Source organism: Sulfitobacter sediminis (assembly GCF_040811725.1).
GTDB lineage: Bacteria > Pseudomonadota > Alphaproteobacteria > Rhodobacterales > Rhodobacteraceae > Sulfitobacter > Sulfitobacter sediminis.
In genome coordinates this window covers 106,275-132,379 of the sequence record NZ_JBFNXX010000013.1, presented here as the reverse complement: position 1 = coordinate 132,379, position 26,105 = coordinate 106,275, and the positions used below count along the sequence as shown (strand labels likewise).

At 64.0% G+C, this 26,105-nt stretch carries 27 protein-coding genes; 13 read left to right on the top strand and 14 right to left on the bottom strand.

The window, feature by feature from the left end; all coding sequences use genetic code 11:
- Nucleotides 1–200 precede the first annotated feature (200 nt).
- Nucleotides 201–926: a GNAT family N-acetyltransferase gene (locus AB2B41_RS16685; protein ID WP_367878952.1), complete on the top strand. Its 726-nt coding sequence runs from the start codon at nucleotides 201–203 to the stop codon at nucleotides 924–926.
- A 184-nt stretch (nucleotides 927–1,110) separates the two neighbouring features.
- Here the strand turns inward: AB2B41_RS16685 and AB2B41_RS16680 are convergent, their stop codons facing one another.
- Nucleotides 1,111–1,830, bottom strand: coding sequence for a response regulator (locus AB2B41_RS16680; RefSeq protein ID WP_367878951.1), 720 nt, complete (start codon nucleotides 1,828–1,830; stop codon nucleotides 1,111–1,113).
- Nucleotides 1,831–1,960: 130 nt separating this feature from the next.
- Here AB2B41_RS16680 and mce point away from each other — a divergent pair, with 130 nt between their 5' ends.
- The gene (gene mce / locus AB2B41_RS16675; protein ID WP_367878950.1) at nucleotides 1,961–2,365 is read left to right on the top strand and encodes a methylmalonyl-CoA epimerase; all 405 of its coding nucleotides are present in this window, start codon (nucleotides 1,961–1,963) and stop codon (nucleotides 2,363–2,365) included.
- 3 nt (nucleotides 2,366–2,368) lie between these two features.
- Nucleotides 2,369–2,662, top strand: a complete 294-nt coding sequence (locus AB2B41_RS16670) for a DUF1467 family protein (protein WP_367878949.1) — start codon at nucleotides 2,369–2,371, stop codon at nucleotides 2,660–2,662.
- Here the strand turns inward: AB2B41_RS16670 and AB2B41_RS16665 are convergent.
- Genes AB2B41_RS16665 through AB2B41_RS16655 form a run of 3 tightly spaced genes read right to left on the bottom strand, consistent with a single transcriptional unit; the run spans nucleotide 2,622 to nucleotide 5,003 of the window.
- Complete coding sequence (locus tag AB2B41_RS16665; protein WP_367878948.1) at nucleotides 2,622–3,329, bottom strand: EI24 domain-containing protein; 708 nt, start codon at nucleotides 3,327–3,329, stop codon at nucleotides 2,622–2,624. The genes AB2B41_RS16670 and AB2B41_RS16665 overlap by 41 nt on opposite strands.
- A complete protein-coding gene (locus AB2B41_RS16660) occupies nucleotides 3,314–3,892 on the bottom strand; it encodes a nitroreductase family protein (protein WP_367878947.1) in 579 nt (192 codons plus the stop codon). Before AB2B41_RS16660 ends, AB2B41_RS16665 begins: the two co-directional genes overlap by 16 nt.
- A 4-nt stretch (nucleotides 3,893–3,896) precedes the next feature.
- Nucleotides 3,897–5,003, bottom strand: coding sequence for a class II histone deacetylase (locus AB2B41_RS16655; protein ID WP_367878946.1), 1,107 nt, complete (start codon nucleotides 5,001–5,003; stop codon nucleotides 3,897–3,899).
- Nucleotides 5,004–5,153: 150 nt separating this feature from the next.
- Between AB2B41_RS16655 and AB2B41_RS16650 the strand changes: the two genes are divergently transcribed.
- Both AB2B41_RS16650 and AB2B41_RS16645 read left to right on the top strand, forming a co-directional pair.
- Entirely contained in the window at nucleotides 5,154–5,750 is a 597-nt protein-coding gene (locus AB2B41_RS16650) for a Crp/Fnr family transcriptional regulator (protein ID WP_367878945.1), read from the top strand.
- A 69-nt stretch (nucleotides 5,751–5,819) separates the two neighbouring features.
- The gene (locus AB2B41_RS16645) at nucleotides 5,820–6,017 is read left to right on the top strand and encodes a YgaP family membrane protein (protein ID WP_367878944.1); all 198 of its coding nucleotides are present in this window, start codon (nucleotides 5,820–5,822) and stop codon (nucleotides 6,015–6,017) included.
- Nucleotides 6,018–6,313: 296 nt separating this feature from the next.
- Here the strand turns inward: AB2B41_RS16645 and AB2B41_RS16640 are convergent, their stop codons facing one another.
- From AB2B41_RS16640 to trpS, 3 genes are all read right to left on the bottom strand, one after another.
- Entirely contained in the window at nucleotides 6,314–7,426 is a 1,113-nt protein-coding gene (locus AB2B41_RS16640; RefSeq protein ID WP_367878943.1) for a DUF4214 domain-containing protein, read from the bottom strand.
- A 138-nt stretch (nucleotides 7,427–7,564) separates the two neighbouring features.
- The gene (locus AB2B41_RS16635) at nucleotides 7,565–8,041 is read right to left on the bottom strand and encodes a VOC family protein (protein WP_367878942.1); all 477 of its coding nucleotides are present in this window, start codon (nucleotides 8,039–8,041) and stop codon (nucleotides 7,565–7,567) included.
- Nucleotides 8,042–8,158: 117 nt separating this feature from the next.
- Nucleotides 8,159–9,181 carry a tryptophan--tRNA ligase gene (gene trpS, locus AB2B41_RS16630; RefSeq protein ID WP_367878941.1) on the bottom strand — a complete coding sequence of 341 codons (1,023 nt, stop codon included), beginning with the start codon at nucleotides 9,179–9,181 and terminating at the stop codon, nucleotides 8,159–8,161.
- 75 nt (nucleotides 9,182–9,256) lie between these two features.
- On the opposite strand from trpS, the gene AB2B41_RS16625 reads away from it, so the two are divergent.
- Both AB2B41_RS16625 and AB2B41_RS16620 read left to right on the top strand, forming a co-directional pair.
- On the top strand, nucleotides 9,257–9,943 hold the full coding sequence (locus AB2B41_RS16625; RefSeq protein ID WP_367878940.1) for a rhomboid family intramembrane serine protease: 687 nt from the start codon (nucleotides 9,257–9,259) through the stop codon (nucleotides 9,941–9,943).
- Nucleotides 9,944–10,013: 70 nt separating this feature from the next.
- On the top strand, nucleotides 10,014–11,567 hold the full coding sequence (locus tag AB2B41_RS16620; protein WP_367878939.1) for an AMP-binding protein: 1,554 nt from the start codon (nucleotides 10,014–10,016) through the stop codon (nucleotides 11,565–11,567).
- Nucleotides 11,568–11,605: 38 nt separating this feature from the next.
- Here the strand turns inward: AB2B41_RS16620 and murJ are convergent, their stop codons facing one another.
- Complete coding sequence (murJ, locus tag AB2B41_RS16615) at nucleotides 11,606–13,150, bottom strand: murein biosynthesis integral membrane protein MurJ (protein ID WP_367878938.1); 1,545 nt, start codon at nucleotides 13,148–13,150, stop codon at nucleotides 11,606–11,608.
- Nucleotides 13,151–13,382: 232 nt separating this feature from the next.
- Between murJ and AB2B41_RS16610 the strand changes: the two genes are divergently transcribed.
- Nucleotides 13,383–14,444: a sodium-dependent bicarbonate transport family permease gene (locus AB2B41_RS16610; RefSeq protein ID WP_367878937.1), complete on the top strand. Its 1,062-nt coding sequence runs from the start codon at nucleotides 13,383–13,385 to the stop codon at nucleotides 14,442–14,444.
- Between the two features lie 21 nt (nucleotides 14,445–14,465).
- Here AB2B41_RS16610 and AB2B41_RS16605 read toward each other — a convergent pair whose 3' ends face one another.
- Nucleotides 14,466–17,249: a [protein-PII] uridylyltransferase gene (locus tag AB2B41_RS16605; protein ID WP_367878936.1), complete on the bottom strand. Its 2,784-nt coding sequence runs from the start codon at nucleotides 17,247–17,249 to the stop codon at nucleotides 14,466–14,468.
- Between the two features lie 3 nt (nucleotides 17,250–17,252).
- On the bottom strand, nucleotides 17,253–18,437 hold the full coding sequence (locus tag AB2B41_RS16600) for a penicillin-binding protein activator (RefSeq protein WP_367878935.1): 1,185 nt from the start codon (nucleotides 18,435–18,437) through the stop codon (nucleotides 17,253–17,255).
- Between the two features lie 86 nt (nucleotides 18,438–18,523).
- Here AB2B41_RS16600 and rsmI point away from each other — a divergent pair, with 86 nt between their 5' ends.
- From rsmI to AB2B41_RS16580, 4 genes are read left to right on the top strand one after another with little or no spacing between them, the layout of a single operon-like run.
- Nucleotides 18,524–19,387: a 16S rRNA (cytidine(1402)-2'-O)-methyltransferase gene (rsmI, locus tag AB2B41_RS16595; RefSeq protein WP_367878934.1), complete on the top strand. Its 864-nt coding sequence runs from the start codon at nucleotides 18,524–18,526 to the stop codon at nucleotides 19,385–19,387.
- The gene (locus AB2B41_RS16590) at nucleotides 19,384–19,764 is read left to right on the top strand and encodes a YraN family protein (RefSeq protein ID WP_367878933.1); all 381 of its coding nucleotides are present in this window, start codon (nucleotides 19,384–19,386) and stop codon (nucleotides 19,762–19,764) included. The genes rsmI and AB2B41_RS16590 overlap by 4 nt, the downstream gene beginning before the upstream one ends.
- Before the next feature lie 58 nt (nucleotides 19,765–19,822).
- Entirely contained in the window at nucleotides 19,823–20,758 is a 936-nt protein-coding gene (gshB, locus tag AB2B41_RS16585; protein WP_367878932.1) for a glutathione synthase, read from the top strand.
- Entirely contained in the window at nucleotides 20,755–21,675 is a 921-nt protein-coding gene (locus tag AB2B41_RS16580; protein ID WP_367878931.1) for an alpha/beta hydrolase, read from the top strand. The genes gshB and AB2B41_RS16580 overlap by 4 nt, the downstream gene beginning before the upstream one ends.
- Here the strand turns inward: AB2B41_RS16580 and AB2B41_RS16575 are convergent.
- The 4 genes from AB2B41_RS16575 to cobU all read right to left on the bottom strand — a co-directional run bounded on the left by AB2B41_RS16575 (nucleotide 21,647) and on the right by cobU (nucleotide 25,114).
- On the bottom strand, nucleotides 21,647–23,161 hold the full coding sequence (locus tag AB2B41_RS16575; protein WP_367878930.1) for a YifB family Mg chelatase-like AAA ATPase: 1,515 nt from the start codon (nucleotides 23,159–23,161) through the stop codon (nucleotides 21,647–21,649). The genes AB2B41_RS16580 and AB2B41_RS16575 overlap by 29 nt on opposite strands.
- A 109-nt stretch (nucleotides 23,162–23,270) precedes the next feature.
- On the bottom strand, nucleotides 23,271–23,954 hold the full coding sequence (locus tag AB2B41_RS16570) for a glutathione S-transferase (protein ID WP_367878929.1): 684 nt from the start codon (nucleotides 23,952–23,954) through the stop codon (nucleotides 23,271–23,273).
- A 60-nt stretch (nucleotides 23,955–24,014) separates the two neighbouring features.
- The gene (locus AB2B41_RS16565) at nucleotides 24,015–24,596 is read right to left on the bottom strand and encodes a histidine phosphatase family protein (RefSeq protein WP_367878928.1); all 582 of its coding nucleotides are present in this window, start codon (nucleotides 24,594–24,596) and stop codon (nucleotides 24,015–24,017) included.
- Nucleotides 24,593–25,114 carry a bifunctional adenosylcobinamide kinase/adenosylcobinamide-phosphate guanylyltransferase gene (gene cobU, locus AB2B41_RS16560; RefSeq protein ID WP_367878927.1) on the bottom strand — a complete coding sequence of 174 codons (522 nt, stop codon included), beginning with the start codon at nucleotides 25,112–25,114 and terminating at the stop codon, nucleotides 24,593–24,595. Before cobU ends, AB2B41_RS16565 begins: the two co-directional genes overlap by 4 nt.
- A gap of 92 nt (nucleotides 25,115–25,206) precedes the next feature.
- Between cobU and AB2B41_RS16555 the strand changes: the two genes are divergently transcribed.
- A complete protein-coding gene (locus AB2B41_RS16555) occupies nucleotides 25,207–26,085 on the top strand; it encodes an RNA polymerase factor sigma-32 (RefSeq protein ID WP_367878926.1) in 879 nt (292 codons plus the stop codon).
- Nucleotides 26,086–26,105: the final 20 nt, after the last annotated feature.

Sequence of the window (26,105 nt, the reverse complement as noted above, 5' to 3'; positions counted from 1 at the left end):
GACGACATCATCATGCAGTACCTGGAATTACATTCCGCCAAATGATGCCACCGGCCTCAGCCGGTGTGTCATTCACTCTTGCCGTGCCTTTGTGGCTTTAATGCGGGGCACGCTTGCTCAGATCGCGATCCATGTGGCGGAATAAGGGCAGTAATTTTGGGGGCTTGGCCTGCGCTGGCGTTGCTCCTAACGTGGCGGTCATGACAGAGCGCACCGACGATCCCCGGCCCCTCGGGCCCCGGCTTGAGAATTTCACACCGCCGCCCCGGCCCGACGGGCGGCCCATGGTTGGCCGCTACGTCGAACTGGCCAGGCTGTCGGCAGAGGCACATGCGGCGCTGCTCTTTCGGGCCTACGCGGGGCATGACGCGGTGTGGGACTACATGCCGGTCGGGCCCTTCTCATCGGCCTCGCAGTTTCATCGCTGGGTGCGCGATCAGGAGGAAATCGCCGATCCATTCTTTTTTGCGATCCGCAATCGGGAAAGCGGGCAGTGGGAGGGCGTTGCGAGTTATCTGCGGATCAAGCCGGAGAGCGGCTCCATCGAGGTGGGTTTCATCAGCATGAGCCCCGCGTTGCAGCGCACACGTGCGGCGACCGAGGCGATGTATCTGATGATGAAAAGGGCCTTCGAGGCCGGTTATCGCCGTTACGAATGGAAATGTGATGCGCTGAACAAGCCCTCGCGCCGGGCCGCGCAACGGCTTGGCTTCAGCTATGAGGGGGTGTTCCGGCAGGCGACGGTGGTCAAGGGCCGGAACCGTGACACTGCATGGTTCGCCATGATCGATGCCGAGTGGCCCGCACTGAAGGAAGCCTTCGAGGCCTGGCTTTCGCCCACCAATTTCGATGAGGACGGCCAGCAAATCGAACGGCTGGGCGATCTGACGCGGCTGGTTCGGGTGGCAAGCGATCCGACCCTTTGAGGTGGGTCGGTCTGCGCCGGGACAGGGTAAATAGATCACTGCCTCGTTCTCGATGCTGCCATGTCCGGATGGAGTGGGCGCGCCTCGGCATTTCGCGACTTACATCAACCCCTGTACCCGCCCGCGTCCCGGCCGCTTTTGAGGCATTTTCGACAGGCCCTTTGTCATGTCTTGCCGAGAACTCTCAGATCGCCACCTTCTCGGCGAGCCGGTGCTGGATCAGGCCCGCTATCCGGGCGGTCTCCGACGCGGCCGTCTCGCCCGAGGCGCGCTTGGCGGCCAGGGCGCCGGCGGCCTCCGCCAGGGCCGTGTCATTGGCAAGCCGCGCCACACCGCCGAGGAATTGCGCCACGTAGTCCAGCGTCTGTTCGCTGTGGTGGTCGTCCAGCACGTCGGCGATATGGGCCATGTCGTCGCGGTAGGCGAGCCTGTCCGGGGCGATGGCCATTTCGTCGATCTGTCGCAGCCCCTTCGGGCGGCGTTCCATCGGAAGCATGCCAAGGATGGTTTCCTGAAAGAGGCCAAGAGAGGCGATGGGTTTTTCCAGAAAGGCATCGGCCCCTGCGGCAAGGGCAGCGTCCTTCAGATGGCCATCGCCCGAGATCGCCAGTATCCCCTCGACCCTTGGCATGGCGCTGTTCAACTCGGCAATCAGGTCCGTGCCATTGCCGTCGGGCAGGCCCAGATCGACCACGACGATAGTGGGGCGGTAGACCCGGAAATGCCGCCGGGCCGAGCGCATGCAGTTGGCGCGCCTGATCCGTGCGCCGGATCGGAGGCACAGCAGGCGCATCGCCTCGCAGGCAAAGCGGCTGTCCTCGACCGCCAGAATGGTAAGCCCCAGCAGGGGGCGCGCCGCGGTGGGCGCAGGGATATTCGCCGCAAGGGGGTCCGTGGTATCCATCTTAGCCTCCGGTCAATGGTAACGCATGGTTACCGGCGTGTGGCTAACAGGGGGTTAACGTGACGCATTGCCCTTCACGCTTCTTGATTGCATAAGCGGCGAAAATCAGCATTCGCAGAGGATTAGAAAGATGATCGGCCGTTTGAACCATGTCGCCATCGCCGTGCCCGACCTCGAGGCGGCGGCGGATCAATACCGCAACGCGCTGGGCGCCAATGTTGGTGCGCCGCAGGACGAGCCGGATCATGGTGTGACGGTCATCTTCATCGAGCTGCCGAACACCAAGATCGAACTGCTCTACCCGCTGGGCGAGGACAGCCCGATCAAGGGCTTCCTCGAAAAGAACCCGGCAGGCGGCATCCATCACATCTGCTACGAGGTCGAGGACATCATCGCCGCACGGGATCACCTCAAGGAGACCGGCGCGCGGGTGCTGGGGACAGGCGAGCCGAAGATCGGTGCGCATGGCAAGCCGGTGCTTTTCCTGCATCCCAAGGATTTCAACGGCGCGCTGGTGGAGCTGGAGCAGGTCTGAGCGATGGGCGTTACCTCGGGCCTTGTCCTTTTCGCGGTCATCTGGTCGCTGACCTTTCTGATCGTCCTGCCGTTCCGGATCGAGACGCAGGGCGATCTGAATGACATCGTGCCGGGCACCCATGCCGGGTCGCCCGAGAACCATCACCTGAAGAAAAAGGCGTGGATCACGACCGGTATTGCCGCCGTGATCTGGGCAATCTGCGCAACGATCATCCTGTCGGGCTGCATCAGTGTGGATGACGTCGAAAGCTGGTTCAGGGCCGGCGCATGGTCAGGCCGTGGTATAGATGAGTGAACGTCGCCGCCCCGATGATCGGGATGACGAGGTTCAGAAGCGGCACCGATAGCGGGATTGCCATGAGCGTGCCCGCGAGCCAGATCGGACCCGCATGGCTGCGGCGCAGGCGCTTTGCCTCGACCCGGCCGACGCGGCGGATGGCGACCAGCGTGAAGTATTCCCGCCCCAGCAGCAGCCCGTTCACGGCCCAGAAGATCACGGGGGCGGCGGGGGTGAAGATCACGTAGAGGACCAGCGCGATCAGGTTGGCGAGCAGGAGCACGCCGAGGAAGTTCACCGTGTCACGCACTGAATCCCAGAAGGGCACCGGCTGGGCCTGGGGCAGCGTGGGGTAATGCGTGCCCTCGACCGCATCGGCAACCTCGTCGAGAAACATCGAGGTGATGGCCGAAGCCACCGGGATCATCAGGAAGATCGACAGGAACAGCAGCAGGAAAACCGCGCCCCAAGACAGGAAATCGTCGATCCATTGGACGTCGCCGAGGATCGGCAGCCAGATGTCCTCGGGCACCAGCCAGTCGAGGAACCACGCGAAACCGGCGGTGAAGCCGATAAGCAGCGCCAGCGTCAGCGCGATGCCGAGAAAGAACACCCGGCGAAACCGCGGGTCGGAAAGCTGCCCCAAGGCGCGCAGAAAGGACTCAAGGATCAGTCCGAAAGCCACGTGGTGATCTCCTCGATGTTGGGGCGCGGGCGCTCGGGCGGGGCGGCGGTTTCGGTGCCGATATGGACGATGCCCGCGATGCGTTCGTGATCCTCAAGGCCAAGGGCACCGCGCATGAAGTTGCGGTCGTGAGAGGCCCAGCCGCTGAGCCAGTTGGCGCCCCAGCCTGCAGCAAGTGCGGCGTTCAAAAGCGACAGGCAGACGGCCCCGGCGGAATAGGTCTGCTCAAGCGCGGGGATCTTTTCGGAGGGTTTCTGCACCTCGATAACCGCGACGGCCAGCAGGCCCTGGTCGAATTGTGCGCGCCCCTTGGCGATCTGCTCGGGGTCAAGCCCCAGCGCCTCGCCGCAGGTCTGAACCTCCGCGGCGAGCCGCGCCATGGCGGGCCCTTCAATCACGACAAAGCGCCAGGGTTCAAGCTTGCCATGATCCGGGCAGCGGGCAGCGGCGGTCAGGATCGGCATGAGGGCTGCGCGGTCGGGGACCGGAGCGGTCAGCGTCTTGGCCGGGCGCGAGCGGCGGGTTTGCAGAAAGGCGAGCGCTTCGGGGTTGGGTGTGGGCATCGGTTCAGAGATCCAGCTGCGCGGCCATCCGGTCGATGGACTGTCGCAGGAAATTGTCGAAGTCGGCGCTGGGCTGGCGCAGCGCGAGGCTCTCGGCCCAGGGGTCGGGGGCGTCGGTGGCGCTGCCCGCAAGGGCGGCGATGGTGGCATGGCCGCAGAAGGGCACGTAGGCCTCGGAATAGCCGCCCTCGTGCACCAGAACCAGCTTGCCGTCGCAGAGGCGCCGGGCGGCTTCTTTCATCTTCTGCGTCATCGCACCGAAGGTCTCGGCCGTCGCCATCATCTGCGCCAGCGGATCGAGGACCGAGGCGTCAAAGCCGCAGGCGACGACGATCATGTCGGGCTGGAACGCCTCCAGCGCCGGGATCACCACGCGGTCGAGCGCGTGGAGATAGGCGGTATGGCCTGAGCCCGCGTGCATCGGCAGGTTGATGTTGAAGCCTTCGCCCGCCCCGCGCCCCCGGTCGGTGATCGCGCCGGTGGTGGTCGGATAATTGCATTCCTGGTGCAGCGAAATCGTCAGCGTATCGGCCCGGTCGTAATAGATGCCTTCGGTCCCGTTGCCGTGGTGCACGTCCCAGTCGAGCACGGCGACCTTGTTCACCAGTCCCTTGGCACGGGCGGCTTCCAGCGCGATGGCGATGTTGGCGAGCAGGCAGAACCCGGCGGGCGTGTCGGGCAGGCAGTGATGCCCCGGCGGGCGGCTGAGCGAATAGGCGTTCTCCAACTGGCCCGAGGCCACGGCGTCGACCGCGCCCACGGCCAGCCCCGCCGATTGCGCGGCGATCTCGAAGCCGCCTTGGGCAAAGGGCGTGTGGTGACCCAGTTCACCGCCGCCCGCGTCGGAGACCCGCTTGAATTCATCGAGGTACGAGTCCGGATGCACCCGTTCCAGCATTTCTCGCGTAGCCTCGGGCGCGCTTTGCGCGGCCAGCTCGGCCGTCAGGCCGGTGACATCCATCAGGTTCTTGAGGCGGCGCTTCGTTTCGGGGCTTTCAGGCAGGCCGCCCGCCGCCAGGGGCTGCACCAGACCGCCGATGGGCATGGTGAAGGCATAGTTCCCGCCCGCGTGCCAGAAACAGCGTTCGTCCCAGAAAAAGCCGGTGGCCATGTGCATCTCCCCTGCGGTTTGGGCAGAAGATGTGGTCTGGGAACGGGATTGTCCATGGGGCGGGCGTCTTTGAGACCGGCGGTGCGCCGAATGCCTTGATATGCGACCGGCCCGCGCGTCTAATCCCCCGACAGCGAAGGAGCGGTATCCATGAACGGCTTGCGCAAATTCAGCGCGCCCAAGGGCAAGACGATCTTTCAGCCCGGTCAGCCCTGCCCCGGCTTCGTCATCCTGTCGGAAGGCACGATCCGCGTGACCCTTGCGGGGCCCAGCGGCCGCGAGGTGGTGCTGTACCGTGTGCGGCCGGGGGAAATATGCCTGCAAACCCTGTCCTGCCTGATCAAGGATCAGGTCTACGGTGCCGACGGCGTCGCGGAGACCGACCTTTCCGGGCATATCGTCCCCGCGCATGAGTTCCGCAAGAAACTCGCCGAGGATGAGGGCTTCCGCGACATGATCATGTTGTCGGTGTCATCCCGCTTTGCCGAATACCAGCAGTTGATCGAAGACGTGGCGCTCACCAGTTTCGATGCGCGTCTGGCCAAGGCGTTGATCCGGCTGGCGCAGCCGGGGGGCAAGGTGCCGGCCACCCATTCGGAACTGGCAAGCGAAACGGCCTCGGGGCGGGCTTACGTCACCCGGCGGCTGGCGGCACTCGCGCAGCAGGGGCTGGTGGAACAGCAGGAGGACGGGGTGGCCATCCTTGACCGCAGGGGGCTGGAACATCTTGCCGCAGGGGAGCGGTGACTCTGTCACCGCCGTCCGGTCAGGGCATGGCGTATGATGGGGCATTAACTCATCAAGGAGGATCATCAGATGTCCAAAAATGAAGGAACTCTCGACCGCACCCTGCGCGTCATTCTTGGCCTTGTGCTGCTGTCGCTGGTCTTTATCGGCCCGCAGACGATGTGGGGCCTCATTGGGATTGTCCCGCTGGTGACGGGGCTGATTGGGACCTGCCCGGTCTATTCCCTGCTGGGGATCAGGACCTGCAAGGTCTCACCGGGCAAGTAGGTATTGGTGCGGGCACTGTCCGCCGACCGGCCTGCGCCAGAAACGGCTGCGAAATGAATGGCGGGCTGACCAATTTCAGCCCGTCGTTGGGTTATTGGAGCTCTCTTTCCAGCCCGCGCCCTGAACAGATTTATCTCAGAAAAAGCCGATGACCATATTCGCTCTGAATATCTTATCGCTGGCACGGCTGGTGCTGCGGTTGGATTCCCCATGGTGCACGATACGTCGCACAGAATGAAATCACCGATTGGGCGAACGTCTTGCGGTAGTGTCGGCGCTTTCGGCCCGCGAAAGGTTCAGCCCCAGTCGAAAGGATTGTCCAGCACGCCTGTCAGGGGCATCAGGAACTCACCATCAGACGGATCCAGGGCAGCCGCAAAAAAGTCGTCAACCGCGTTCTTTGCTGCGGCGATGCTGGTCTGGGTGCCATCGTACAGGTCCATCACCGCCGCGGCATTGTCAGTGTTCGACATGCCCCGGTGTACCGCAAAATAGGTCCCGATATCTGTCTTGGTCGCGAGGTTGTATCGGTCGGCCTCTTGCAAATCCATGAACCCCTGGGAGGCACCATCGTATGGTTCAGCCTGTGCACCTGCGATCAATTCCAGAATGAGTTGATCCTGTGATACGAGGCCTGCATCCAATTGCGCGATCCAAAAGGCTTTGCCTTCGGCATCAGGTTCGCGCCCGAGCGTGTTTTCGTAGACGGTATCAACCAACTCGCTTGTCGTCAGCGTTGGGGGATAGGCGGCAAGGGTTTCGTCCTGCTGCATGAAGAGGCTCGCCATCTCTTCAAGAGTGGTTCCCTTTGAGAAGGCATCGGCCCAGAATGACAGCCCCAACGCGTCCGGCGCGCGGTTGAAATAGGCGACGTAAAGCTCAATGATGCTCTCAAGATCGTCTGCGCCGACCGCTCCCTGCCGTCCGAAAAGGTCAAGGTTCATCGGTGCGCCGCCGAACATGTTGAGCTCATCCGCGAAATCGAGAAATTCGATATTGTCGAGGTTATCGACACCGTCCCCGCCCGTTCGACGGTTGATCAGCACCATGCCGCCGGGTCGCATTAACAGCGTATAGCTGGACTGATCGCCTGACAGGACTGCGGTGTCTGCCCCGTTGCCACCGTCGAGCATCTCGATCGGCTGGTCCGGAAGGACGATGACCTCGCCCATGTCGCCCAGCCCTGTCGCGCCTGGAACGGGGGCTGCGCCTTCGTCGTAGTTGGAGCCGCCTGTGATGGTGTCGTTTCCGGCACCGGCAGAAACGGTATCGACGCCGAAGCCTGCGATGATCCGATCATCTCCGGCTGTGCCGACGATCACGTCATCGCCAGCCGTGCCGAAGATATCGAGGCCGTCCGTCGTCTCTGTTCCGCCGAGGTCAAAACTTCTGATCGCGAAATCAACCATCTCTTGTCTCCCATGGTGCATCGGACCTGAAGTCCGACTCATATTCGAATATGAGAATACATTGCCGGGGGACTCACCGAATGATTTGGATCAAGTCTTTCTGCCTATTGCTTACTGCGGGGTCGAAAGCTGTGTGATCTAGTCCGCTTCGGCCAAGAGCGCGGCCAGATCCAGCTGTGCGTTCACCATCTTCAGCTCGCCGTCCGCGTCCCGGGGCCAGTCCTCGGGTGGGCGGTCACGGTAAAGCTCCACGCCGTTGCCGTCCGGGTCGCGCAGGTAGAGTGCCTCGCTCACCCCGTGGTCCGCCGCGCCGTCCAGCGGGATTCCCGCGTCTGCGACGCGTTTCAACACGCCCGCCAGCGCCTTGCGGTCGGGGTAAAGGAAAGCGGAATGGTATAGACCGGTGTGCCCCGGCGGCGGGGGCGTTGCCCCCTTGCTCTCCCAGGTGTTCAGGCCAACGTGGTGATGATAGCCGCCGGCACCCAGGAACGCCGCCTGATCGCCGTAGCGTTGCGTCAGTTCGAAACCGAGAATGTCGCGATAAAAGGCGATGGCGCGCTCAAGGTCGGCAACGCGCAGGTGGACGTGGCCGACGCAGGGGGTGGATGGGGTCATGGCAGGGCTCCTTCGATACGCCCCGAAGGTAAGGCGGCAACAGCCGCCTCACAATTCCCCTCACCGCAGAGGCCTTGTGCGCAAATGCCGTAAGGTGGGCGTGGCGCCCACCTTACCTCAGGCCCCGACCATGCCGATGATCTCGTAGGTCCGCTTGAGGATCGGCGCACTGATCTCGCGCGCCTGCTCGGCACCTTTTGCCAGAATGCGGTCGATCTCCGCCGGATCGGCCATAAGCCGCGCCATCTCGCCCGAGATCGGGGCCAGCTTGGAGACTGCAAGATCTGCCAGTTTCGGTTTGAACACGCCGAACTGGTCGCCGCCCACCTCGCGCAGCACCTCTTCGACCGTCTGGTCGTTCAGCGCCGCGTAGATGTTCACAAGGTTGCGGGCCTCGGGGCGGTTTTCCAGCCCTTCGATCTCGGAGGGCAGGGCGTCGGGGTCAGTCTTGGCCTTGCGGATCTTCTTGGCGATCGCGTCCGCGTCGTCGGTCATGTTGATGCGGCTGGCATCCGAGGGATCGGACTTCGACATCTTCTTGGACCCGTCGCGCAGGGACATCACGCGGGTCGCCGCCCCTTTGATCACCGGCTCGGTCAGAGGGAAGAAATCGACGCCGTAGTCGTGGTTGAACTTGGCCGCGATATCCCGCGTCAGCTCGAGGTGCTGTTTCTGGTCCTCGCCCACCGGCACGTGGGTCGCGTGATACAGCAGGATGTCCGCCGCCATCAGCGCAGGGTATGCGAAAAGCCCAAGCGACGCATTCTCGGCGTTCTTGCCCGCCTTGTCCTTCCACTGGGTCATGCGGCTCATCCAGCCCATGCGCGCCACGCAGTTGAAGATCCAGCCCAGTTGCGCGTGCTCGGGCACTTGGCTCTGGTTGATCAGGATCGACTTGTCGGGGCTGATGCCGCTCGCGATGAACCCTGCGGCCAGTTCGCGCGTGTTGTGACGCAGCTCTGCCGGATCAAGCAGCTTGGCCGTGATCGCGTGCAGGTCGACCATGCAATAGATCGTCTCGTAATCCTCTTCCTGCATCTGCACGAAGCGTTTGATCGCACCGAGGTAATTGCCCAACGTCAGCCCGCCCGACGGCTGGATGCCGGAAAAGACGCGGCGGGTGAATTTCGGATCGGACATGGCGGACCTCGGAAAAGCTGGATTTCAGGCTGAGGGGGGCTTACTTGTGGGCCTCGCCGCCGTCAAGGATCGCCCATGCAAGACCCCGATTTCCAGCCGCCCGTGAACCCCTTGCCGCCCATCGTGACACTCACCTTCCTTGCCATTGCCGGGATCGAGGCGGGATTGTCGCTGGGTGAGGCGGGGATGATTGGGGGCCCGGGTGCCGTGGGTTGGCGGCTGGGGCTCATTCGTGATTACGGGTTTTCGGGGCAAATCTTCGACTGGATGGTGATGAACGGTACCTGGCCTTTACAGGAAGTCATCCGCGTCTTTAGCTATCCCTTCATCCACCTCGGCTTTACCCATGCGCTTTTCGCCATGGTGCTCCTGCTGGCGCTGGGCAAGCTGGTGGCCGAGGCGCTGGGCCCAGTGGTCTTTGCCGTGATCTTCGTGCTGGCGGGCGCGGGCGGGGCGGTGATCTATGCGCTATTGCTGAACGAGGAGATGTGGCTCGCCGGAGCCTATCCGAATGTCTACGGGCTGATCGGGGGCTATTCCTTCGTGATGTGGCGCCAGCTTGCGGGTACCGGGGGGCAGCAATACCGGGCGTTTTCGCTCATCGCCTTCCTGATGGGCATCCAGCTGATCTGGGGTGTCTTCTTCGAGGTCGGCTTGCAGTGGGTGGCAGAGCTTGCCGGGTTCTTCACCGGCTTCGGTCTTTGCTTTCTGATGGCGCCGGGCGAGTGGGCGCGCATCCGCGAAGGCATCCGGCGCCGCTAGACGGGCGCGAAAACCGCTTGGCCTGACCGCGCGCGCGTGTACTCTCTGCCCAAAAAGTGGGGGAGATCACATGACCATCTACAAGAGCACGTTTCCGTCCGTACCGCTGACGGACAAGACCATCACCCAGCGGGTTTTCGAAGGCATCGACCCGGAGATGACGATCCTGATCGACGGGCCGTCGGGCCGCAGCCTCACGGGCGCGCAATTCATCGCCGGGGTGAAATCGCTCGCAGGGGGCCTTGCGCAGCGCGGCTGGGGCGCGGGCAAGGTCGTGGGGCTGATGGCACCGAACATCCCGGAATACTGCATGGTCTTTCATGCCTCGGCCTGGGCCGGCGGGACGGTTACAACGATCAACCCGACCTACACCGCGCATGAGGTCAATCATCAGCTCAAGGATGCGGGTGCCGATGTGCTGGTCACGATTGCGATGTTCGCCGAGACCGCGCTGGAAGCCATCAAGGGCACCAAGGTCAAGGATATCGTCATCATCGGAGACGCGCCCGAGGGCATGATCCCGCTGAAGGACATCATGGGGCCGCCCATGGCAGAGCAGGCCCCGGTCGACGTGGCGGAGCACGTGGTGGCCCTGCCTTATTCCTCGGGCACCACCGGGCTGCCCAAGGGGGTCATGCTGACCCATCGCAACCTCGTGGTGAACATCGACCAGTCGCTCAAACCCGCGGATATCGTGCCAAGGGAAATGACCGTGGCCTTCCTGCCATTCTTTCACATCTACGGGCTGCAGGTGCTGCAGAACATCTACCTCGCCGCCGGGGGCGGCCTCGTCACCATGCCGCGTTTCGATCTGGAGATGTTTCTCAACCTCGTGATCGAGTACAAGACGCCGCGCCTCTGGATCGTGCCGCCCGTGGCGCTGGGGCTGGGGATGCATCCGCTGGTCGAGAAATACGACCTGTCCTTCCTGCAACAGGTCAATTCCGCCGCCGCTCCCCTGGGCGCGGATGTGGCCGAGCGGATGGGCAAGCGCCTGGGCACCAACGCCACCCAGGGCTACGGCATGACGGAGTTGTCGCCGGTCAGCCACATCTCGCCCAATGGCAAGGGCAAGCCGGGCGCTTCGGGCGTGGCGCTGCCCAATACCGAAAGCCGGATTGTCGATCCCGAGACGCTGAAGGATGTCGCACCGGGCGAGGATGGCGAGCTTTGGGTGCGGGGGCCGCAGGTGATGAAGGGGTACCTCAACAACCCAAAGGCCACCGCCGCGACAATTGTCGAGGACGGCTGGCTGCGCACCGGGGACATCGCGCATTTCGATAGCGACGGGTATCTCTTCATCACCGACCGTCTCAAGGAGCTGATCAAGTACAAGGGTTTCCAGGTCGCACCCGCCGAGCTTGAGGCGGAACTGGTCACGCACCCGGCGATTGCCGATGCCGCCGTGATCGGCCTGCCGGATGATGAGGCAGGTGAATTGCCCAAGGCCTTCATCGTTGCGGCACCGGGCAAGGATGCACCCTCATTGGAAGAGGTTCAGGACTACCTCAAAGAACGGCTTGCGCATTACAAGCAGGTGCGCGCGCTGGAAGTGGTGCAGGAGATCCCGAAATCGGCGTCGGGCAAGATCCTGCGCAGGCTCCTGCGCTACACGGCCGCCTAGAAGCGACTTGCGAAGCGGTGATGGGGGCTGACCTTTCGTCAGGCCCCCCGGCGCAATGCGCGGCGGAACTCCGATATCTTGAACGCGCCGAAAAGCTCGCCCGCGCCGAAGTAGCTGACCGCGCCGATGGCGATGAGCACCAGCAGGCCAAGGCCGCGCCACCAGGGCGTGTTGAGCACGTATTCGAGCATCGCTTCGCCCATGACCAGCGCCACCCCCATCACCGCCGAGGCCGCGAGGATACGCCAGATGCGTCGCCGCAGGCGCATGTCGAACTTGACCGAGTCGCCATACTTGCGCGCCCCGATGGCAAGGCAGAACACCATGACCCAGCCTGCGACGGAGGTGGCGATGGCGGGTGCGAACCACGTCAGATAGGGGGCTAGCCCCACCGCCAGAACGACATTCACCACCATGGCGACGAGGGCGAAGTGGAAGGGGCGCCGGGTGTCTTCGCGGGCAAAGTAGATGGGCTGCAGCACCTTTTGCAGCACGAAGGACGGCAGGCCTAGTGCGTAGACGGCAGTGGCCGCCGCGATGGCGGCGGTGTCGTCCACGTCGGAAGCCCCCCGCTCGAACATCACCGACACAAGCGTTTGGGGTACTACCAATAATGCGACTGCCGACGGGATCGTGAGCGCCAGGGATATCTCGGCCGCGCGGCTGAGCGCATTACGCGCGCCTTCCTCGTCGCCCGATCGCAGGCGGCGCGAGAGATCGGGCAGCAGGACGATCCCCACAGCGATGCCCACGACGCCAAGTGGCAGTTGGTAAAGGCGGTCGGCCGCAAAGAGCCATGAGACCGCCTTTTCGTACTGGCTGGCTACCAGCTGGCCCACCACGAGGTTGATCTGCACCACGCCCGAGGCAAGGGCGGCGGGCAGGGCGATCACGATCAGCGCCTTCATGTCGGGCGTCCAGTGGGGCCACGCGGGCCGCAGTGCAAAGCCCGCACCTGCCGCCGCACGCCACGTCAGCGCCAGTTGCGCGACGCCCGCCAGGGGGATCGACCAGATCAGCCAGGTGATCACCGGGCCACCGGTCATCTCGCCCACGACCATGGCGGCGATGACACAGATGTTCAGCAAAACGGGGGCGGCGGCGGCCACGGCAAAGCGGCCCGTGGCGTTCAGGATGCCGGAGAACAGCGCGGCCAGTGACATGCACAGGATGTAGGGAAAGACGATGCGCCCGTAGCCCACCGTCAGGTCAAAGCGTTCATCGCCGACGAAACCCTCCGCCGTCAGCCAGACGAAGCCGGGCATGAAGACCATGCCAAGGCCCACCAGCGCCAGCACGACCAGCCCAAGCCCGTTGAAGGCATCCTTTGCGAATTTTGCGGCACCTTCCTCGCCCTCGTATTTCTTGGCGAACATCGGGACGAAGGCGGCGTTGAAGGCCCCTTCGGCAAAGAAGCGGCGAAACATGTTCGGCAGGCGGAAGGCGGCGACAAAGGCGTCCATCACCGGGCCGGGACCAATCAGCGCCAGCAGCAGAACCTCGCGCAGGAAGCCCAGCAGGCGGCTGAGCAGGGTCCAGATGCCCACGGTGAAAAAGCCGGACATGAGACGGATGGGTTTCATGGGATGCCCTGCGGGTTCGGTTGGGTCAGCCTTAGCGCGCGGTGCCTCCTCGCGCAATCGGCATCAGGGTCAGTGCGCTGCGTCGGTACTGCGTTGGTGGAGCTGACACTGGAGATGATCGCTCGCTGCAAGATGTTCCATTTGATAGAACGAAAGTAAGCAAAAGATATATTTTTATTTTACCTGCGCCTCCGCCATATGTCCGGCAAGACGCAAGCAAAGGGGTATTACGATGGATCTGCTGACCGATATCGCCACGACACTCGTGGCACAGATGCAAAAACCGACACTGGCCTTCCTGATCGGTGGCATGATGCTGGCCGCTCTTGGCAGCAAGCTGGAAGTGCCGGAACCGGTCTACAAGTTCGTGGTCATGCTGCTGTTGCTCAAGGTCGGGCTGAGCGCTGGCATCTCGGTGCGCGAAGCTGACCTTCTGGCGCTGGCGCTGCCAGCCGTTCTGGCGGCCCTCGTGGGCATCGCCATCGTGCTGATCGGCGCTGTCACGATCGCGAAATTGCGCGGCGTGTCGCACATGGACGGCATGGCGACGGCGGGCCTTTTCGGCGCTGTATCGGCCTCGACGCTGGCGGCCGGCATGGCGATGCTTGAGGCCGAGGGGATCAGATACGAAGGCTTTATCGGGGCGCTTTATCCCTTCATGGACATTGCGGCGCTGGTCACGGCGATCGTGCTGGCGCGGATGGCCGCGGCCCGGAAGGCCGCAACTTCGAAAAACCTGCAGGGCGGCACCATCACCATGGGTGGCGGCGGCGGCTTCGGCGGCGGCTTTGACGGCAAGATGGTCGGCGGCATCCTGCGGGACACCTTCCAGAGCGCGGCGATCTCTGCCCTCGTCCTTGGGCTTGCCCTTGGCATCTTCGCCCGGCCCGACGCGGTCTATGAAAGCTTCTATGAGCCGCTCTTCCGGGGTCTTTTGTCGATCCTGATGCTGATCATGGGCATGGAAGCATGGTCACGGCTGAGCGAACTGCGGAAAGTCGCCCATGCCTACGTGCTCTATGCGATCACGGCACCGCTGGTCCACGGGCTTCTGGGCTTCGGCGCGGGGCTGATCGCACATCACTTCACGGGCTTCTCCGCGGGCGGTGTGGTGCTGCTAGCTGTGATGGCCTCTTCCAGCTCCGACATCTCTGGCCCACCAACGCTGCGGGGCGCGCTGCCTGAGGCGAACGCTTCGGCCTACGTCGGGTCCTCGACAGGTCTGGGAACGCCCGTCGCGATCCTGAGCATCCCGCTGTGGATTTGGCTGGCGGATCTGGTGATCGGTGTCTGATCCGAAGGCGGCGGGCCGGTGTTACTTTTCGGCCCGCTCGGCCCCTTCTGCGATGGCCTCGCGCAGACGCTTCTCCAGCGTCCGCTGCTTGCCTTCGGAATAGTATTTCAGCCCGAACATGTCCTTGACATAGAAGGTATCGACCACCTGCTCGCCATAGGTCGCGATGACCGCGTTGGCGATATAGACGTTTGAGGACGCCAGCGTGCGCGCGAGATCGTAAAGCAGGCCGGGACGGTCGCGGGTATCCACTTCGATGATCGTGTAAATCTCCGACCCGTCGTTGTCGAAGGTGATGTGAGTGGGCACCCGGAAAGCTTTTTCGCGCTTCTTGACCTTGTCGCGCGATTTCAGCGCCTCGCGTGCCAGCACCTCGCCCCGCAGGGTTTTTTCGATCATCTGGCGCAGGCGTGGCAGACGACTGGCCTCATAGGCGTTGCCCTCGGCGTCCTGTATCCAGAAGGCATCGGTGACATAGCCGTCCTTGGTCGTGTAGCTGCGCGCGTCGACCACGTTGGCACCCACAAGGGCCAGCGCCCCTGCAAGGCGGGCAAAGATGCCTGGATGGTCGGTCATCACGAAAGAGGCGCGCGTCGCATCGCGGTCCTCGTCGGGGTGCAGGTCGATCCGGATGTCCTCGGGCCCGATGTCGCGCAGCATCTTGGCAAAGGTGATGTGGGCGGTGACATGCAGTCCTTGCCAGTAGGGATCGTAATGCCGTGCGGTTTCTTCCTGAAGCGCCTTGCGCGGCCAGTCCGCCAGCGCCTCACGCAGTGCCTTCTTGGCTTCGGTACCCCGGTTCTCGCGGTTGAGATCCTCTAGCCCCTTCTCCAGCGCACGTTCGGTCTGGCGGTAAAGCGCGCGGATCAGCACTGCCTTCCAGTTGTTCCAGGTGGTCGGGCCCACGCCCCGGATGTCGCAGACCGTCAGCACGCACAGCAGGTCCAGCCGTTTCACCGTCTGCACCGCCTTGGCAAAGTCGCGCACCGTCCGCGGATCGGCGATATCACGCTTTTGCGCCATGTCCGACATCAGCAGATGGTAGCGCACCAGCCATTCGACCGTGTCCACCTCGTCCTGCTTCAGCCCCAGCCTCGGCGCCACCTTGCGCGCGATCTTGGCACCAAGGATCGAATGATCCTCGGGCCGCCCCTTGCCGATGTCATGGAGCAGCAGCGCGGTATAAAGCACCTTGCGGTTCACGCCCCGCTTCAGGATCGATGAGGCGACGGGAAGTTCCTCTTCCAGTTCCTGCTTCTCGATCATCGCAAGATTGCGGATGGTCTGGATGATGTGCTCGTCCACGGTATAGCTGTGGTACATGTTGAACTGCATCATCGCGACGATGGGTTCGAATTCGGGGATGAAGGCACAGAGCATCCCAAGCTCGTTCATGCGCCGCAGCGCGCGTTCGGGATTGCCGTGCTTCAGCAGCGTGTCGAAGAAGATGCGTTGGGCTTCCGCGTCGTTGCGCATTTCGTCGTCGATCAGGTGCAGGTTCGCCTTGATCAGCCGCATCGCGTCCGGGTGGATCAGCATCCCGGTGCGCAGCGCTTCCTCGAACAGGCGCAGCATGTTCAGCTTGTCGGACAGGAAGACCTTGTCATCGACGATGGAAATGCGGTTGTGGACGACCTCGTAGCCTTCCTTGATCTTCGGACGTCGCCGGAAGATGCGCTCAAGCAGCGGTTCGGCCTTGACGTGGATCGCCTCGAGCGACGTGAGGAAGATACGGGTCAGATCACCGACCGAGGTCGCATGCAGAAAGAACGCCTGCATGAAGATTTCGACGCCACGCCTGCCGCCCTTGTCCTCGTAGCCCATCGCCTCGGCGACCTGCACCTGCATGTCAAAGGTGAGCTGTTCGTTCGGTCGGCCCGCCAGCAGGTGCAGATGACCGCGCACCGCCCAGAGAAAATCCTCGGCGGCGCGGAAGGTTTCGTATTCCTCGGGGCGGAAAACACCCTTGTCGACCAGCTCCAAAATCGCGTCGACCTTGTAGATATGCTTGGCGATCCAGAACAGCGAATGCAGGTCGCGCAGCCCGCCCTTGCCCTCCTTCACGTTGGGCTCGACAACATAGCGCTGGCCCTGCTTGATATGCCGCTGGTCGCGTTCCTCCAGCTTGGCCTCGATGAACTCGCGTCCGTTGCCGCTGAACAGGTCCTTTGCCAGTGCCCGGCGCAGCTTGCCGTGCAGCTCAAGATCGCCGGTGATGTAGCGCTGCTCGAGCAGGGCGGTCTGAATGGTGAAATCCTCTCCGCCAAGGCGGATGCAATCCTTGATCGTGCGGGTGGAATGGCCGACCTTCATCTTCAGGTCCCAGAGCATGTAAAGCACGCTCTCGATCACGCTTTCCGACCAGGCGGTCGCCTTGTACGGGATCAGGAACAGCAGATCGACGTCCGAAAAGGGTGCCATCTCGCCCCGGCCATAGCCACCGACGGCGATCACACAAAGCTTCTCGCCCTCAGTGGGGTTCGGCTTGGGGTGCAGCACGCGCATCGCGAAGTCCAGCGTGGTGCGCACCAGTTGGTCGGTGAGGTAGGTATAGGCCCGCGTCATGCCGCGCGCGTCGAAGGGGGCTTCGGCAAAGGCGCGGGCGATCTCGGCGCGGCCCAGTTTCTGCCGTTCGCGCAGCACCCTGACGGCGGCGCCGCGTTGCTTGGATGGCTCCAGATCGGCGCAGGCCGTGCGCAACTCCTCCGCGACGGCCCCGGCGTCAAAGATCGCATCGGGCGCGCTGATCAGGCGCGGAACAACCTCCGCGCCTGTTTCATCGGTGGCTGATGTGACGACGGCCAAGGTCTAGAAACCGGCCCCGCCGAAGGCCTGCGGTGCCCCTTCGAGAATGACGACGCTTTGATTGCGGATGGTTGCCACGGCGAGCCCGCGGTCATTGCTGCCGTCGCGGCGCAGGCGGAAGATGCCGGTGGCCCCCCGGAACCCCGCACCCTGGGTCAGCGCCGCCCCGGTCAGCGCATCCGCGCGACCGGACTTGGCAAGCGCCCCCACGGCGGCGATCCCGTCAAAGGCCAGGCCTGCCAGCGGATGCGGTGCGGCACCGTAGGCGTCGTTGTAGCGCTGGTTGAAGGCCGCCGTCGCCCCCGGATCGGGCAGCGCGAACCAGCCGCCCTGCACACCCGGCAGCGCCAGGGTTTGCGGGGGAATGTCCCAGCGTGTCAGGCCGATGTACTGGGTGGTCGCGGCAGGCACGCCTGCTTCGGGCAGAAGCTGGGCGAAGAGCGGCAGCGCCGAGGCCGAGGAGGTGGTCAGGAAGAGCGCGTTCGCGCCGGAGCTGTCGATGGCGGATTTGACGCGCGGCACGGCAGCGATGACGGATTCCTGGCTGAGCGCATAGTCGACCGTCCCGGCGAGCGTCGCCCCATTGGCCGAGATCGCCTGTTGGATGGCATTGCGGCCCAGCTGACCGGCGACATCCTGCCCATGCAGCACGACGATCCGGTCCTTGCCGCTGCGTTTGGCATAGTTCACCAGCCGGTTGGCGGTATTCGCGAAGGTCGGGCCGAGAACGAAAACGTTGCCCCCTGCGATGGTCGGGTTGTTCGAGAACGACAGCACGTTCACGCCCGCACCCGCAGCGGCAAGACCCGCGGCATTCGCCGCCTCACCGTAGACCGGGCCGAGGATGATCTTGGCCCCGTCGTTCACCGCCTGCGCGGCAGCGGAAGAGGCGGTGGCGGCATTTCCCGCAGTGCCGTAGACGCGCAGATCGATCTGCACTCCGTCAAGGTCCCTGATCGCCAGACGTGCCGCGTTTTCAAGGTTTTGCGCCAAAAGATCGTCACTGCCTGAATCGCCGCGCGGCACCAGCAGGGCCACCGGGACCGGGGCGGAGGTGTCAAGCCGCGGCCCGCCGGACCCCGCGACGGAGCCCATCATGGCGGGATCGCAGGCGGCCAGCAGGAGGGCGAAGAAGGGCAAGACCAGCAGCCGCAGCTTCTTGCGGCCCGCGTCGAAAAAGGCAATCATTTCAAGTTCACTCCCCACTGCCGGAGCGGTGCCCGGGCACCGCGTATGTCGGCAGGATCATAGTGGGTGCGAAAGGCGGGTCCAGCGTGAATTATCAAAAGGTGCCTCTGGCGGCGGGTTTGTACTTTATCGGCGTGCCGATCGGCACCGCGCGCGACATCACGCTGCGTGCGCTCGACGTGCTGGCCTCGGCCGATGTGCTGGCGGCCGAGGATACCCGCTCGCTGCGCAAACTGATGGACATCCACGCCGTGCCCCTCTCCGGGCGGCAGGTGCTGGCGCTGCACGACCACAGCGGCGCGGCCGTGCAGGAGCGGCTGATCGCGGCGGTGCGCGCCGGGCAATCGGTGGCCTATGCGTCCGAGGCAGGCATGCCGCTGATCGCCGATCCTGGGTTCGAGCTGTCGCGCGCCGCAGCGGAGGCGGGTGTGCCGGTGACCTGCGCGCCGGGCCCATCGGCGGTCCTCACCGCGCTCACCCTTGCGGGGTTGCCCACGGATGCGTTCTTTTTCGCCGGATTCCTGCCCAATGCACAGGCCGCACGGCGTGCCGCACTGGAGACCCTGCGCGACATTCCCGGCACGCTGGTGTTCTACGAATCCCCAAAGCGCCTCGGTGCGATGCTGCGCGACGCGGCCGAGGTGCTGGGGGCAGGGCGCGCGGCAGCCGTCTGTCGCGAGCTGACGAAGCGCTTCGAGGAAGTCCGCCGGGGGACGTTGCGCGACCTCGTGGCGAGCTACGCAGAAACGAGCCCGAAGGGCGAGATCGTGGTGCTTGTGGACCGGGCGCGTTCAGAAACTGTTAAGCAAGTTGATATAGAGGGGGAGCTGCGCGTTGCGCTTGAACGGATGACGGTGCGCGATGCGGCAGACATGGTTGCCAAAGCCCACGGCCTGCCACGCAGGCAGGTGTATCAGGCGGCCCTTGCCCTGGGGAAGGAAGATACATGACAGCGGTCGAGATCAGGCATCATCGCGGACGCATGGCGCATTTCGCCGGTGCCGCGGCTGAGGTGCGCATTGCCCAGGATTACGAGCGGCGCGGCTTTGCCATCGCCCGCAGGCGCTGGCGCGGTGGCGGTGGAGAGATCGACCTGATCGTACGGGACGGGAACGGCCTGATCTTTGTCGAGGTCAAGCAGAGCCGCAATCTCGACCGTGCCGCCGAAAGCCTGACGCCCAGGCAGATGCAGCGCATCTGGCGTTCGGCCGAGGAATATCTTGGCACCCAGCCAAACGGCAGCCTGACGGAGGTGCGCTTCGACGTGGCCCTGCTCGACGCGCGGGGCGACATGCGGATCATCGAAAACGCTTTCGGTCACTTCTGACCCATTGCACCTTGCCGCCTGCTGCGCCATCTAGGGTGGGCGCAGCAAGGATGGACCCATGAAAATCGCCTTCCAGATGGACCCCATCGGGGATGTCAACATCAACGCCGACAGCAGCTTCCGCCTGGCCGAGGAAGCGCAGGCGCGGGGACACGCGCTGTTTTTCTATTCCCCGGACAAGCTGGCCTACCAGGAAGGGCGGATCACCGCGCGGGGGCATGATTTCACCGTGCAGCGCGTGCAGGGCGATCACGCGCGACTGGGGCCGGAACACGAGGTCGATCTCGGCGATTTCGACGTGGTCTGGCTGCGTCAGGACCCGCCCTTCGACATGCATTACATCACCTCGACCCATCTGCTCGACCGGCTGAAGGGCAAGACGCTTGTCGTGAACGACCCCTTCTGGGTCCGGAATTTCCCCGAGAAACTGCTCGTGCTGGATTTCCCGCAGCTCACCCCGCCCACGACGATTGCGCGCGATCTGGATACCATCAAGGCGTTCAAGTCCAAGCACGGCGATATCATTCTCAAACCGCTCTACGGCAACGGCGGTGCAGGCGTCTTCCGTCTGGACGAAAACGACCGCAACCTCACTTCGCTGCACGAGCTCTTCACCGGTTTTTCGCGTGAGCCGCTGATCGTGCAGAAGTTCCTGCCCGACGTGTCAAACGGCGACAAGCGCGTGATCCTTGTGGATGGCGAGGCCGTTGGCGCGATCAACCGCGTGCCTGCGGCGGGCGAAACCCGGTCGAACATGCACGTCGGCGGCCGCCCCGAAAAAATCGGGCTGACTAAGCGCGACCTTGAGATTTGCGCGACAATTGGCCCGCTTCTGAGGGAGAAGGGACAGATATTCGTCGGCATCGACGTGATCGGCGACTACCTGACCGAGATCAACGTCACCTCGCCCACCGGCATCCAGGAATTGGAACGCTTCGACGGCGTGAACATCGCCGAAAAGATCTGGGAGGCGATCGAGGCGAAATTGGCATGAGCCTGCGCGCGCGGCTTCTCAACGGCTGGCTGCGGCGGGTCGAGAAACCGTTCCTCGCCCGATGTGAAGACCCCAAGCTGCTGCGCAATCGCTTTGAAACGACGGCCAGGCTCCTTTTCCACCCGCCGCGCGGGACGCAGATGCAGTGGCATGTGCTGGAACATGGCCAACGGCGGATCGAGGTGCTCGACGTGGTGCCCCGCGAGTTGGAGAGCGATGGCGTCATCCTCTACCTGCACGGCGGCGGCTTCGTTTTCGGCAGCCCACGCGTCTATGCCGCCATGGCCGCACAGATCGGCAAGCGCCTGAAGGCGCGTGCGGTGCTGCCGAAATACCGTCTGGCGCCGGAGGCCCCGTTTCCGGCTGCATTCGAGGACGTGCGGCTGGCCTGGGATGGCCTGATCGGCAGCGGTGTGCAGCCCGGGCAGATCGTCATCGGCGGGGACAGCGCGGGCGGGGCGCTGGCGCTGGGATTGCTCGGTCAGCTTGTCGCCGAGAAGATGCCGTTGCCCGCTGGCGTTTTCTGTTTCTCCCCGCTGACCGACATGACCTATTCCGGGGAGAGCTTTGCCAAGAACGCCGAAGCAGAGGTGCTTCTCGCCGCAGAGCGGGCGTCGCATATGGCCGAACTCTATCTTGCCGGGCATTCTCACACCGACCCGAGGGTCAGCCCGTTGTTCGCCGATTTTCAAGTTGCGCCGCCGGTCTGGATCAGCGTGGGCGACACGGAGATCCTCTACGACGACGCGCGCCGCATGGCCGCGCGGCTGAAGGAGCAGGGTGTCGCGGCAACCCTGCACGAAGGTCGCGACCTGCCTCATGTCTGGCCGATGTTCCACAACACCCTGCCCGAGGCGCGCGAGACGCTGGATGCGCTTGCCGCCTGTCTCAGGCAACGACTGGCTGCGCCAGCCTGAAGCTCACGGCCTCGGCGACATGCGGTCTTGCCACGGTTCCTGCCCCTTCGAGGTCGGCGATGGTTCGTGCCACCCGCAGCACCCGGTGGTAGCCGCGCGCAGAGAGGTGAAAGCGTTCGGCCACCTTGTTCAGGAGCGCACGGCCCTCACCGTCCGGTGTCGCGATCTCTTCGAGGCAGTCGCCTTCCGCATCGGCGTTGACCTTCGCGCCCTCAACCCCTTCAAAGCGGATCCGTTGCACCTCGCGCGCGGTGGCCACACGGGCCGCCACTTCCGCTGAACTTGGCCCACTCGCGGGCAGGTCGAGGTCGGAGAAGGCCACCGGTGGCACGTCGACGCGCAGATCGAAGCGGTCCATCAGCGGGCCCGAGATGCGGCCCATGTAATCCTCGCCGCACTGGGGCACGCGGGCGCAAGCCCGTTCAGGGTCTGACAAGTATCCGCATTTGCAGGGGTTCGCAGCGGCCACCAGCATGAAACGGCAGGGGTATTTCACGTGCGCGTTGGCCCGCGCGATCATCACCTCGCCCGTCTCTATGGGCTGGCGCAGGGTTTCCAGCACCATGCGCGGAAATTCGGGGAACTCGTCCATGAAAAGCACGCCGTTGTGCGCCAGGCTCACCTCGCCCGGTTTCGCCTGCCGTCCGCCGCCGATGATCGCGGCCATGGACGCGGTGTGGTGCGGTTCGCGAAAGGGGCGCGCGCGGGAAATGCCGCCTTCGTCCAGAAGCCCGGCGAGCGAGTGGATCATCGAGGTCTCGAGCGCCTCGGCCGGGGTGAGCGGTGGCAGGATCGAGGGCAGGCGCGCCGCCAGCATCGACTTGCCCGACCCCGGTGTGCCCACGAACATCAGGTGATGCCGCCCGGCGGCCGCGATCTCAAGCGCGCGTTTGGCGCGTTCCTGTCCCTTGACCTCGCGCAGATCGCGCGCACTGGGGTCAAGCGTGACCTCGCCCGGCTCGGCGGGGGCAAGCGGGTTCTGCCCGGTGTAGTGCCGCACGACATCTCCGAGAGAGGCCGCCGCGATCACCTCTGCCTTGCCGACCCAGGCGGCCTCGGCCCCCGATCCCAGCGGGCAGAGCAGGCTGCGGTTGTGCGTCGCTGCCGCCATCGCGGCGGGCAGGGCACCGACCACCGGCACCAGCGTGCCGTCGAGCGACAGCTCGCCCAAGGCCACGACGCTTTCCGTGACGTCCGCAGGCAGGATGTCGAGCGCGCCAAGCAGCGCAAAGGCGATGGGCAGGTCGAAATGGCTGCCCTCCTTGGGCAGGTCGGCGGGCGAAAGGTTCACCGTGATCCGTTTCGAGGGCAGTGCAATGGCCATGGAGGTCAGCGCCGTGCGCACCCGGTCTCGCGCCTCGGACACCGCCTTGTCGGGCAGGCCTACGATGGAAAAGGCGGGCATGCCTGCCGTGACCGCGCATTGCACTTCGACCATGCGCGCCTCGACCCCCTGAAACGCAACCGTATAGGCGCGCGATACCATCCCGTGCTCCATGTTGAATTGGTTAATCGGTAAGCAGGGTGTGTTTAGGAATGGTTAACGCCGGAGGTTCTCTTCGGAAATGCCGCGTCAGTAGATGAGCCTCGTTGGCTTACGCCTCGGGCCAAGGCTCCGTCTCAAGCCCCATGTCGTAGGGGAAGGGATGGTAGGTCTTTTTCAGGCCCTCGGCACGCCATGCCTTGAATGCCGGGTCGGCGATCGTCGTTTCGCAATAGGCGCGCGCGCTGTCCGATACCGGCAGGGCATAGCCCACGATGCGGGCCGTGACCGGGGCATAGAATGCATCGGCAAGGGTGTAGCGGCCAAAGAGCCAGGGGCCGTCCTCGGTGCGCATCTTCTGCGCATGCTGCCAAAGCGTTTCGATCCGTACGAGATCGGCAAGCACCCCTTCGGACGGCTGAAAGCCCTGGTTCACATGCTGCAATTGCATCGGGCAGGCGCCGCGCAGCGCGCCAAACCCTGCCGCCATCGCGGCGCAGAGCCAGCGCGCGGTGGCCCGTGCCGCCGCGTCCTCGGGCCAGAGGCCAGCATCCGGGTGACGTTCGGCCAAGGTCTCGGCCATGGCCATGGTCTCGCCCACCACGGTGCCCTCGGGGGTGCGCAGCACGGGGACGAGCGTGGCGGGGGCAACTGGCGCAAGGTCCTCAGCCATGGTGCCGGAGTAGAGCCCCACCATGTGCGCCCGGTAGGGCAACCCGAATTTTTCCAGCATCAGCCAGCCGCGCAGGGACCAGCTCGAGAACGTGCGATCGCCGATATAAAGGTCATAGGTCATGGGCCGGACGTTAGCGGCCAGCGTCGCGGGGCGGCAAACGCTATTCTGTGCTGGGGGCAATCACGGAAGGTGATTGATCCGGTCGACATGCCATGCGCCGTCATCGTGGTGCAGCGTGGTCACGGAAAGGTTGTCGATCTTATGCGCCATCGCGTCATAAGCCCCCACGCCAAGGGCGCGCTGGACCTGCGTCAGGATCACGCCGAAATGCGCCACCGCAATGATCTGGGCGCCCGGATGCGTGGCGTTCATCACGTCCACGACCCGGTTCACCCGCGCCGCCGTCTGGTTCCAGCTTTCCCCGCCCGGGGGCTCGATATCGCCGGGTTTTTCCCAGTAGGCACGTGACAATACCGGATCACGGGCGGCGATGTCCTTGAAATGCATCCCGTCCCAGAGACCGAAATGAATTTCTCGAAGGTCCCGATGGTGCGGCAGGCGGCGACGGGTCTGTGTATGCAGCACGTCCGCCGTGGTGACGCAACGGCTGAGGTCGGAGGAGACCAGCAGCGCATCCGCTGGCAGATGCGCGTGCAGCCGGGCGATCCGGTCGGTGTCGGTAAGATCGGCGGGCACGTCGCGCCAGCCGGTAAAGGTTTTCTGATGCGTGGGCCCGTGGCGCACCCAGTGCCATGTCGTCATGGCAGCCGACCTTTCAGCGACTGCGGCAGTCCCGCCACAACCTGGACCACCAGCCCGGCTTGCTGCGCCAGGGCGATATTGAGCCGCCCCTGCGCCTCGCGGAACTGTCGTGCCAGCGCGTTCTCGGGCACGATGCCCTGGCCGACTTCGTTCGACACAATAACCCAGGGCGCGCGGCAGGCAGTCAGCGCCTCGATCAACGCGTCTTGTTCCGTGGAAAGGTCGCTGTCCTGCATCATGTGATTGGTCAGCCACATGGTGGCACAATCGATCAGCACCGCCTGTTTCTCGGACAGGGAGGCAAGCGCCGGCGCGAGGTCAAGCGGTTCCTCGATTGTTTCCCAGCGCCCGTCACGGCGGTTTTTATGTTTCGCCACCTTTGCGGCAACCTCGTCGTCAAAGATCTGGCCGGTGGCAAGGTAAATCATTGGTAAATCATAGGATTCAATGAATTTTTCCGCCCATTCGGACTTGCCCGAAGCGGCGCCACCTAACACGAATGTCGATGCTGGCAACATTTTTTTCACTTTTTTTGGAACCAATGCGCGGGGACGTGCGTACACAAATCAAAGATGCGTCACAAGACGCCTGCACCCAGGGAAAATTGAAGATGACTTTGCAGACGGCACGCGAATTTTCACTCACCCGCACCGCGATGAAGGCAGAATTGCTGGACGCGGACACCGAATTGGAGCTGGCCTACGCCTGGCGCGACAAACGGGACGAGGAAGCGCTGCACCGTCTGATCACCGCCTACATGCGGCTTGCGATCTCCATGGCGGGCAAGTTCAAGCGCTACGGCGCACCGATGAACGACCTCATCCAGGAGGCCGGTTTGGGCCTGATGAAGGCGGCGGACAAGTTTGACCCCGACCGCGGCGTCCGTTTTTCCACCTATGCCGTCTGGTGGATCAAGGCGAGCATTCAGGACCACGTGATGCGCAACTGGTCGATGGTGCGCACCGGTTCGACCTCGTCCCAGAAATCGCTGTTCTTCAACATGCGCCGTGTGCAGGCCCGTCTTGAACGTGAGGCCGCCGCAGCGGGCGAGACGCTCGACAAACACCAGCTGCGCCAGATGATCTCTACCGAGATCGGCGTGCCGCTGCACGATGTCGAGATGATGGAGGGGCGGCTCTCCGGTTCCGACTATTCCCTCAATGCCACCCAGTCGACCGACGACGAGGGGCGCGAGTGGATCGACGCGCTGGTCGACGACAGCGCCCAGGCGGCGGAGCGCGTGGAAGAGGATCACGACAACGAGAAATTGCGCAACTGGCTTGTCGCCGCCATGCAGGAGCTGAACGAGCGCGAGCAGTTCATCGTGCGTGAGCGCAAGCTGCGCGACCAGCCCCGCACGCTGGAAAGCCTCGGCGAAGAGCTGAACCTCTCCAAAGAGCGCGTCCGCCAGCTTGAGGCTGCCGCATTCGTCAAGATGCGCAAGTCGCTCGAGAACCAGTCGCGCGAAGTGATGCACTTCCTTAACTGACCCGTTCCTGCCTCGGGGCT

Coding starts and splice junctions, on each gene's coding strand:
- AB2B41_RS16670 (WP_367878949.1), top strand. CDS start 2,369: ATGGGCGTTACCTCGGGCCTTGTCCTTTTCGCGGTCATCTGGTCGCTG.
- AB2B41_RS16685 (WP_367878952.1), top strand. CDS start 201: ATGACAGAGCGCACCGACGATCCCCGGCCCCTCGGGCCCCGGCTTGAG.
- AB2B41_RS16645 (WP_367878944.1), top strand. CDS start 5,820: ATGTCCAAAAATGAAGGAACTCTCGACCGCACCCTGCGCGTCATTCTT.
- AB2B41_RS16610 (WP_367878937.1), top strand. CDS start 13,383: ATGGATCTGCTGACCGATATCGCCACGACACTCGTGGCACAGATGCAA.
- AB2B41_RS16590 (WP_367878933.1), top strand. CDS start 19,384: ATGACAGCGGTCGAGATCAGGCATCATCGCGGACGCATGGCGCATTTC.
- AB2B41_RS16575 (WP_367878930.1), bottom strand. CDS start 23,161: ATGGTATCGCGCGCCTATACGGTTGCGTTTCAGGGGGTCGAGGCGCGC.
- AB2B41_RS16565 (WP_367878928.1), bottom strand. CDS start 24,596: ATGACGACATGGCACTGGGTGCGCCACGGGCCCACGCATCAGAAAACC.
- AB2B41_RS16660 (WP_367878947.1), bottom strand. CDS start 3,892: ATGCCCACACCCAACCCCGAAGCGCTCGCCTTTCTGCAAACCCGCCGC.
- AB2B41_RS16625 (WP_367878940.1), top strand. CDS start 9,257: ATGCAAGACCCCGATTTCCAGCCGCCCGTGAACCCCTTGCCGCCCATC.
- AB2B41_RS16555 (WP_367878926.1), top strand. CDS start 25,207: ATGACTTTGCAGACGGCACGCGAATTTTCACTCACCCGCACCGCGATG.
- AB2B41_RS16635 (WP_367878942.1), bottom strand. CDS start 8,041: ATGACCCCATCCACCCCCTGCGTCGGCCACGTCCACCTGCGCGTTGCC.
- trpS (WP_367878941.1), bottom strand. CDS start 9,181: ATGTCCGATCCGAAATTCACCCGCCGCGTCTTTTCCGGCATCCAGCCG.
- AB2B41_RS16570 (WP_367878929.1), bottom strand. CDS start 23,954: ATGACCTATGACCTTTATATCGGCGATCGCACGTTCTCGAGCTGGTCC.
- AB2B41_RS16655 (WP_367878946.1), bottom strand. CDS start 5,003: ATGGCCACCGGCTTTTTCTGGGACGAACGCTGTTTCTGGCACGCGGGC.
- cobU (WP_367878927.1), bottom strand. CDS start 25,114: ATGTTGCCAGCATCGACATTCGTGTTAGGTGGCGCCGCTTCGGGCAAG.
- murJ (WP_367878938.1), bottom strand. CDS start 13,150: ATGAAACCCATCCGTCTCATGTCCGGCTTTTTCACCGTGGGCATCTGG.
- AB2B41_RS16620 (WP_367878939.1), top strand. CDS start 10,014: ATGACCATCTACAAGAGCACGTTTCCGTCCGTACCGCTGACGGACAAG.
- AB2B41_RS16580 (WP_367878931.1), top strand. CDS start 20,755: ATGAGCCTGCGCGCGCGGCTTCTCAACGGCTGGCTGCGGCGGGTCGAG.
- AB2B41_RS16650 (WP_367878945.1), top strand. CDS start 5,154: ATGAACGGCTTGCGCAAATTCAGCGCGCCCAAGGGCAAGACGATCTTT.
- AB2B41_RS16600 (WP_367878935.1), bottom strand. CDS start 18,437: ATGATTGCCTTTTTCGACGCGGGCCGCAAGAAGCTGCGGCTGCTGGTC.
- AB2B41_RS16680 (WP_367878951.1), bottom strand. CDS start 1,830: ATGGATACCACGGACCCCCTTGCGGCGAATATCCCTGCGCCCACCGCG.
- AB2B41_RS16640 (WP_367878943.1), bottom strand. CDS start 7,426: ATGGTTGATTTCGCGATCAGAAGTTTTGACCTCGGCGGAACAGAGACG.
- gshB (WP_367878932.1), top strand. CDS start 19,823: ATGAAAATCGCCTTCCAGATGGACCCCATCGGGGATGTCAACATCAAC.
- mce (WP_367878950.1), top strand. CDS start 1,961: ATGATCGGCCGTTTGAACCATGTCGCCATCGCCGTGCCCGACCTCGAG.